This window comes from Maribacter sp. (assembly GCF_049667165.1).
Lineage (GTDB): Bacteria > Bacteroidota > Bacteroidia > Flavobacteriales > Flavobacteriaceae > Maribacter_A.
Window position 1 is genome coordinate 1 of sequence record NZ_JBATHS010000415.1, and the last position, 8,457, is coordinate 8,457.

The window sequence follows — 8,457 nt, forward strand, 5'->3', positions numbered from 1 at the left end:
CCCCCTTTGTTACTCTTGGACGAACCCACAGTGGGACTTGATGATACCTCCGCGGCATTATTGGTGTCATTGGTCAATAAAATCGCAAAAGAAAGCAAGACCAGCATCATCTATGTATCCCACAGAAAGGAGATAGATTTAAAACCTCAATTCCAATTTATTCTAGACAGTGGTCCCAATGGATCTACGGGAAGAATTGTCCGTACGCTGAAGACGCCTTGAATGAGTGATAAATATCATATTCATCGTTATCTTATTTTCATATATTCAATATTTATTTTAGTTGATTGATAATTTTACAAACATGCCCATTACACTAAATTTGAAAGTTCATGACGACTATCTGGAAGCGGAATTCATTGGCAATCGTGAGGTCGAGAACGAATTGGAGGAAAGTATTCGAATATGGTCGGAAATACCGCTTATATGTGAAGTGCATGGCTTGCATAAGATCATGGCCATATCCCTGTTGAACAGAAGACTGAAACTTGACAATACGTTTAAATTTACGGAGCGGTTTGATACCATCGGATGGAAACCGCAGTTTAAGTTGGCAGGAGTGGTATTTGATGAGGAACTGCGCATGGAATATGAGGTAATGGCCACCTTTATCCGAAATTTCGGTTACCCATGCCAAGTTTTCAATACGACAAAAGAAGCCAAAAATTGGCTATTGAATTTCTGAAAACCATAAAAAAAAGCCGCTTTTTAGCGGCTTTTTTCTTGCGTTAGTTTATTTTTTCGAATTCCCGTCAGAGATTTTCCTCTTTATGGTATCGTACATTACCGGTGTTGCGATGAAGACCGAAGAGTAGGTACCTACAACAACACCAACGATCATGGCGAACATAAATCCTCTTAGGGACTCTCCCCCAAAAATGAAAATCGCCAGTAACACCACCAAGGTTGTCAAAGAGGTGTTCAATGTTCGACCCAAAGTACTGTTTACGGCACTGTTGACATTCTCGCCACCGTGCCAACCCCGCTCCGCCAAGATTTCACGTATACGGTCAAATACCACCACAGTATCATTCAGGGAATACCCGATGACCGTTAAAATCGCGGCTATAAAGGCTTGGTCAATTTCCATATTGAAGGGCATTAATTTCCCCATAATCGAAAAGATACCCAATACGATCAAAACATCATGGAATACTGCCACCACAGCCCCTAAAGAAAATTGCCATCTTTTAAATCGCAGTAATATGTAAAGGAAAACCACGAAAAGCGACCCAATAATGGCCAGGAAGGCATTCTTCTTGATATCATCGGCAATGGTAGGACCTACTTTAATGGATTGCATGATCCCAATGGCCTTGTCATCGCTACCTACAATAAAGTCCTCTTTAGTGATTCCGTCGGGAAGGTATTTTTGTAGCGACGTATACAACTTGTCCTGTATTTCATTATCAACCTCTACACCTTCCACATCGACTTTGTAAGGCGTTGTTATTTTTATTTGGTTGGCCTCACCATATGTTTTTACATTGGTACCACTTCCGAAAACCGTATTCAACTCTGAAGCGATCTCAGAAGGACTTACTTCATGTTCAAAACGCACTTGGTATGAACGGCCTCCGATAAAATCGACCCCTTGTTGCAATCCGGGACCAAAGAACAGGGAAAACAACCCTATGGCTATTAATATTAATGAAAAGACATAAGCGATTTTTCGTTTGCTCAAGAAATCGATATTCAAATTTTTGAAAAGATTCTTCGTTAGCGATGTCGAGAAATCCAGTCTTCTTTCTTTTCCACTCAAATACCAATCCACCAACAGTCTCGTGATGAATATGGCGGTGAACAACGACGTTAGGATACCAATCAATAAGGTAGTGGCGAAACCTTTGATAGGACCGGTTCCGAACAGGAACAATATCAAAGCCGTCAATCCCGTGGTGATATTCGCATCCAAAATCGAGGACAGGGCATTGCCAAAACCATCAGAAACGGCTTGTGACTTCCCTTTACCTTTATCAATTTCTTCCTTGATCCTTTCAAATATAAGTACGTTTGCATCGACCGACATACCTAGGGTCAAAACGATACCCGCTATACCCGGTAAGGTCAAGACCGCACTAAGACTGGTCAGCACCCCGAATATCAAGAGAATGTTCAACAACAACGCAATATCAGCAAAGACCCCGGCCTTACCATAGTAGAAGACCATCCAAAGTAATACGATGGCCATCGCAATCAAGAACGACATAAAACCACTATTGATAGCTTCATGACCCAAAGAAGGCCCGACGACATTGGATTGAATGATTTCTGCTTTGGCGGGTAATTTACCTGCCCGCAATACATTGGAAATATCCTTGGTCTCCTCTACCGTGAACGTACCCGTGATTTCAGTACCTCCCCCTGAAATACCGCCAACAACGGAACATCCAGGTGCTGTGTATACCTTATTATCAAGGACCACTGCAATCCCCGTGTTATTGATATTCGCATCACTTGTTAATTTCTGCCATTCTTTGGCCCCCCTAGAGTTCATACTCATACTTACGGCAGGTTTGCCAAATTCGTCATAGGTATCACGCGCATCACTTACGACATCACCACTGATTCTTGGGGCCCCACTTCTATTTGATTTTAAGGCATATAGATCAAGGATCTCCACATTATCCGCTGAAGGCCGCTCCCATAAAAACTTGGTAAATTGTATGTCTGCAGGCAACAGTCTTTGAATTTCGGGCATCCTAAGGTATTCCCCGACCTTGGCCGTATCCTTAACCGATGCCCTGAACATGGCATGTGTACCAGGATTGGCAGGAAGCAATATATCGTACAAAGGATTTACTTGGCTTGTAAGATCCAAGGAATCCGTAACATCGGACAGTAGGGAATCCAACTCAGTCTCCTCCTTTACTGGTTCCTTGACCTCATCGGGCTTCACTAAGGACTTCAACCTTTCATTGGCAGCTACGATGAAATTTCCAAAACTCGGATTGTTTTGTTCATAGGTTTCCCAAAATTCCAATTGGGCGGTACTTGACAATAGTTCTTGTGCCCTGGCAATATCCCTAGCCCCAGGCAATTCGACCAAAATACGTCCTGAATTCCCTTCCCGTTGAATATTGGGCTGTGTGACCCCAAAACCATCGATACGTTCGCGTAAGACCTCAAAGGCAGAAACTATCGACTCATCGATCTTTCTACGGATGATGGGTTTAACCTCATCATCGGTCATTTGAAAATTGACCTCATCGCTTAAGCCTTTATTGGCGAAAATATCAGGTGAAGCCAGCTTGGTATCCCCTTTGATATTATCGAAGGCATCAAAGAAAAGATCTACATAGGTATCATCACTACTCTTTGATGCCGCATCAGCATCGGCCAAGGCCTTATTGAAAATTGGACTGCTGGTATTATCGGCAAGACCTTTAAGGATATCCTTCACGGATATCTGTAGGGTGACATTGATCCCCCCTTTAAGGTCAAGTCCCTTGTTCAACTCCTTCTTCTTCGCCTCATTATACGTCGTATACCCAAGAATGGTATTACCGCCAATGGAATCGAGATAACTCAGTTCCAGGCCTTCCCTTTTCGAAAGATAATCATCCTCGGCACTGGAAATTTCATTGATTGCATATTCTTCAGCATCTTTTTCAATTTTACTGGTAATGAACGTATATGATAATTGATAGATACTGACTAGCCCGAATAAAAAGGCAAAAAGCTTTATAAGTCCTTTATTTTGCATTGGTTGTGAATGTTTTTAGTGTGCTTTTCTTAACAGCCTGCAAATATATGATTTACCCTAAGAATTGGCAATATATTTATAAGTTATTGTAAAAAACAAAGGCACCCTGCTATTGTTCAGGATGCCTTTGGATACTATAGGGAATGTTTTGTCCTATACCTCTAAAAGTCCATTGGTATTGGAAACGCCCTCGGCACTTTCCTTCATTTTGGCTTTTTCAGATTCGGATAATGGAATATCCACGATTTGTTCTATACCGTTCTTGCCCAAAATAACCGGAACACCGATACAAATATCCTTGAGACCATATTCCCCGTTCAATAGGGTAGAACATGGGAACATTTTTTTCTGATCGCAGGCGATGGACTGTACCAAAGCCGAAACGGCAGCTCCTGGTGCATACCATGCACTGGTTCCCAATAATTTGGTCAACGTGGCACCACCGACCTTTGTGTCTTCCACTACTTGTTGTAGACGATCTTCGGCAATAAATTCGGTGACCCTGATACTATTACGGGTAGCATGTGACGCCAATGGCACCATACCGGTATCACTATGTCCTCCGATGACCATACCATCAATATCAGATATTGGGGCGTTCAAGGCCTCTGCCAAGCGATATTTGAAACGGGCGCTATCTAAGGCACCACCCATACCAATGATCCTATTCTTGGGTAGACCGGTGACTTTATGTGCCAAATAGGTCATGGTATCCATAGGGTTGCTCACCACGATCAAAATTACGTTCGGCGAATGTTCTATAAGGCTCAGGGCCACTGTTTTCACAATTCCCGCATTGATTCCGATCAATTCTTCACGGGTCATTCCTGGTTTTCTGGGAATACCAGAAGTGATAACGGCGATATCGCTCCCTGCGGTTTTGGAATAATCATTGGTGGTTCCAGTGATTTTTGTGTCGAATCCGTTCAAAGAAGCTGTTTGCATCAAATCCATGGCCTTACCTTCGGCATAACCTTCCTTGATATCCAATACCACCACTTCAGAGGCGAAATTCTTGATCGCAATATACTCGGCACAACTTGCGCCAACAGCACCTGCACCTACTACGGTAACTTTCATATGATTTTGTTTTTATGTTGTGAATTTTAAGGGTACAAAAGTACTGAAATGACGGCAAAAAAAGATGACAAAAGTCAGTTTATTTTTGGCTCATTTTACCCAATCGCATGCGCTATTTCATGTTTATGTTAAAGGAAATGACCTTTCAACGAAGTTACCGCCAAAATAGTGTCATTCATCGAATTTTAGCAATACTGAATGTGGGATCTTCGTTTTTATATCATAAATCCCGAATCAATAATTACCTACTGATGAAAAAGCTATTTTCATTTATTGCAATTGTCGGTATCATTCTGGCAAGCAACTGTTCAAGAATACCTGAAAACAACAATCCCGTAATCGGAATATGGTCAAGCATGTCGACTTTGACCACCAGTGATTCAGGTAAGGTATCCACTCGGTTTGAATGGATTTTCAATGATGCCTATCTTGGAAGATACCACATTAAGGAAAATGGGGTCGTTGTCGCCAAAACCGATTTCACATGGAAAGAACAAGACGGCGTATATACGATCTGCTATCCTGGTTTGGAGGATAAACCAGATGACAAGGTTACTATGGTCGATACCCCTGAAAGTGCAACACTCATTGATGGCAAAGGAAATATTCTTGCTATACGGGAATAACAAAACCCTCATAAATACAAATTAAAGCGCCCTGACGATTAAGTCAGGGCGCTTTAATTTTATAGTGACTTATCGCTTTATGGCCTATCGAAAACCAAAATTAACCCCTACGGATAAGGTATTGAATTCGGCCAAGGCATAATCGGCATGCAGCCTAAAGAAGCCCAATTTCAATTTGGCACCGATATTTGCCGTGACGCCACTGGCATCTTTCTTAATGGAAAAAGGATCTACATACGATTCCTGAAAAGGTCCGGACTGTACGGTATAGGTACCTAAGACGTCGGTAGTCGATGATCCGGTCAAATACCCTAAGCCCCCATAGAAATTCAATATAGGGAGCTTGGTGGAGACGACAGCCTGAAAGACCCAGGTATTTACGTCAACCTCCAGTTTTTGATCCTGTCCGGCTACGATGTTCGAATCCGTAAAATCGTAGGACCCGTCGAGATGGGTATATCCTATGACCGCAGAAATGGCTATGGGCAATATCTTATCGGCCGGCAAATGTTTGGTAACCTCATGTTGTATACCGATACCATACATACCGATAGTATAGTCATCTGTATTTATCTTGGGCAAGAATCGTGCTTTCAGTTCCGTACCTTTAATAAGACCCACGCTGGCCTGGATAAAACCAGAAGGTACAAAGTTCACATTTTCTGAGGCCAAACCTGACGGTAGATCAAATTCTTCCCTTAGGAGGCCATTTTCATCCTCAATAAAAACCCGGATGCCTTCAATATCGCCCAACGCGCTTGAAACCAATTTAGAGCTACTCCCATCTACGAATTGCAAGTTATCATAATCGGCCGTATTCAATTCAAAGGCCTTTTTATTCTCTTTGTTCTTAAAATTGGCCATGTTCCCGATAATCGAAATCTCGAACCCGCCCAAAGGTTTGGCATCTGCCGTATTGTACCATCCACTGGATAGGCTGTACATAAAACCTTCCGATGCCGGTGCTAGATAATCGGTCGTGAATCTTTCGGCATCATCAAGGCCTGCCGCCAATACTTCGTTGATGTTGGATTGGGCCATTGCCTGAAAGCCACAGGCCAATGCCACTAGGGATAATAATCGTTTCATCTGTTTATTTTTCTTTAGTTTTAGGTCAGATGTAATTCGCCATTGATCTAATCGATTAGTATCGAGAATTCTTAAGGCTCATTTCATTTGTCTGAATTTTCCCTAAAACTAAAAATCCTGACGCGAACATCAGGATTTTTGTTGTGTAAGTGCTATTTTCTATGCATCAATGTTCGCATAAACGGCATTTTTCTCGATAAACTCCCTTCGAGGAGGTACCTCATCACCCATCAACATCGAGAAGACCCGATCGGATTCGGTGGCATTATCAATGGTTATTTGTCTCAAGGTCCTAAATTCGGGGTTCATTGTGGTATCCCATAATTGCTCCGCATTCATTTCACCCAGACCTTTATAACGTTGAATACCAACGCTACCGTTAAAGCTCTCTGCAATTTCGTCCCGTTCTTTATCAGACCAAGCATAGCTCTTTTTACTTCCCTTTTTAACAAGGTATAATGGTGGGGTAGCAATATATACATGCCCCCCTTCGATCAGTTCACGCATGTACCGGAAGAAAAACGTCAATATCAAGGTTTCAATATGGCTACCATCTACATCGGCATCACACATGATCACGACCTTATGGTAACGTAATTTCTCAAGGTTCAACGCCTTACTGTCATCCTCGGTTCCTATGGTTACGCCCAGTGCCGTATAGATGTTCTTGATTTCCTCATTTTCAAACACGCGATGTGGCATGGCCTTTTCTACGTTAAGGATTTTACCACGAAGCGGTAGAATCGCTTGAAAATTTCTATCCCGACCTTGCTTTGCGGTACCACCTGCCGAATCACCCTCAACCAGGAACACCTCACAATTCACGGGATCCTGATCAGAACAATCGGATAATTTCCCTGGTAACCCACCTATACTCATCACTGTTTTACGCTGCACCATTTCCCGTGCCTTGGTTGCAGCATGACGGGCTGTAGCGGCCAGAACAACTTTTTGAACGATAATTTTGGCATCCTCGGGGTGTTCTTCCAAATAATTGGTCAACATTTCGGAAACAGCTTGACTGACCGCTGCCGAAACCTCCCTATTGCCCAATTTGGTCTTTGTCTGTCCTTCGAACTGTGGTTCGGCCACCTTTACAGAAACAATTGCCGTCAACCCTTCCCGGAAATCATCCCCTTGGATTTCGAACTTTAATTTATCCAACATTCCCGAGGCATCCGCATATTTTTTCAAGGTACTTGTCAGTCCCCTTCTAAATCCAGATAAATGGGTACCCCCTTCGTGGGTGTTGATATTGTTTACATAGGAATGAAGATTCTCCGTATAGGAGGTATTGTATACCATGGCGACCTCAACAGGAATATCATTCTTTTCACTTTCCATGGAGATAACATTCTGGATCAAGGATTCCCTATTGCCATCCAAAAATCGAACGAATTCCTTTAATCCCTCATCGGAGTAAAAGACCTCTGACACATACTCCCCTTTTTCGTCTTTCTGTCGTTTGTCAGTGATAGTAATCGTCACGCCCTTGTTCAAATAGGAAAGCTCCCGCATTCTGTTGGACAGGGTTTCATAACTATACTCTATGGTTTGTGTGAATATTTGTGTATCGGGATGAAAAGTAATCATGGTTCCCCTTTCGGTGGTTTCCCCAATGCTTTTTACCGGATAAATGGATTTTCCACGCTCATATTCCTGCTCCCAGATTTTCCCGTCCCTGTATACCGTGGCCTTTAGGCGATCGGAAAGTGCGTTTACAACCGAAACCCCTACCCCGTGCAAACCACCGGAAACTTTATAGGAATCCTTGTCAAACTTACCCCCAGCACCAATCTTGGTCATGACCACTTCAAGCGCGGATACCCCTTCTTTTTTATGTAAATCGACAGGTATACCCCGGCCATTATCTTTTGTCGTGATTGAATTGTCCTCGTTTATGACAACGCTGATGGTGTCACAATGCCCACCCATAGCCTCATCAATGGAGTTATC

At 42.8% G+C, this 8,457-nt stretch carries 6 protein-coding genes and 1 pseudogene; 3 read left to right on the top strand and 4 right to left on the bottom strand.

Features of this window, described 5'->3' with window-relative positions; genetic code table 11:
• Together WBM98_RS18730 and WBM98_RS18735 are read left to right on the top strand one after the other, a co-directional pair.
• Nucleotides 1-222: pseudogene (locus tag WBM98_RS18730) on the top strand (ATP-binding cassette domain-containing protein); the annotation flags it as partial.
• Between the two features lie 82 nt (nt 223-304).
• A complete protein-coding gene (locus tag WBM98_RS18735) occupies nt 305-685 on the top strand; it encodes a hypothetical protein (protein ID WP_424367541.1) in 381 nt (126 codons plus the stop codon).
• Between the two features lie 48 nt (nt 686-733).
• On the opposite strand, the gene secDF is transcribed toward WBM98_RS18735, so the two are convergent.
• A complete protein-coding gene (gene secDF / locus WBM98_RS18740) occupies nt 734-3,706 on the bottom strand; it encodes a protein translocase subunit SecDF (protein ID WP_424367542.1) in 2,973 nt (990 codons plus the stop codon).
• Nucleotides 3,707-3,859: 153 nt separating this feature from the next.
• Nucleotides 3,860-4,786, bottom strand: coding sequence for a malate dehydrogenase (gene mdh / locus WBM98_RS18745; RefSeq protein ID WP_424367543.1), 927 nt, complete (start codon nt 4,784-4,786; stop codon nt 3,860-3,862).
• 251 nt (nt 4,787-5,037) lie between these two features.
• Between mdh and WBM98_RS18750 the strand changes: the two genes are divergently transcribed.
• The gene (locus WBM98_RS18750) at nt 5,038-5,412 is read left to right on the top strand and encodes a hypothetical protein (RefSeq protein ID WP_424367544.1); all 375 of its coding nucleotides are present in this window, start codon (nt 5,038-5,040) and stop codon (nt 5,410-5,412) included.
• Between the two features lie 84 nt (nt 5,413-5,496).
• On the opposite strand, the gene WBM98_RS18755 is transcribed toward WBM98_RS18750, so the two are convergent.
• Nucleotides 5,497-6,501 (bottom strand): DUF6588 family protein, encoded by a 1,005-nt coding sequence (locus WBM98_RS18755; RefSeq protein ID WP_424367545.1) that lies wholly within the window; start codon nt 6,499-6,501, stop codon nt 5,497-5,499.
• Nucleotides 6,502-6,660: 159 nt separating this feature from the next.
• Nucleotides 6,661-8,457: DNA topoisomerase subunit B (locus WBM98_RS18760; protein ID WP_424367546.1), on the bottom strand; the 1,797-nt coding region annotated here is incomplete at its 5' end.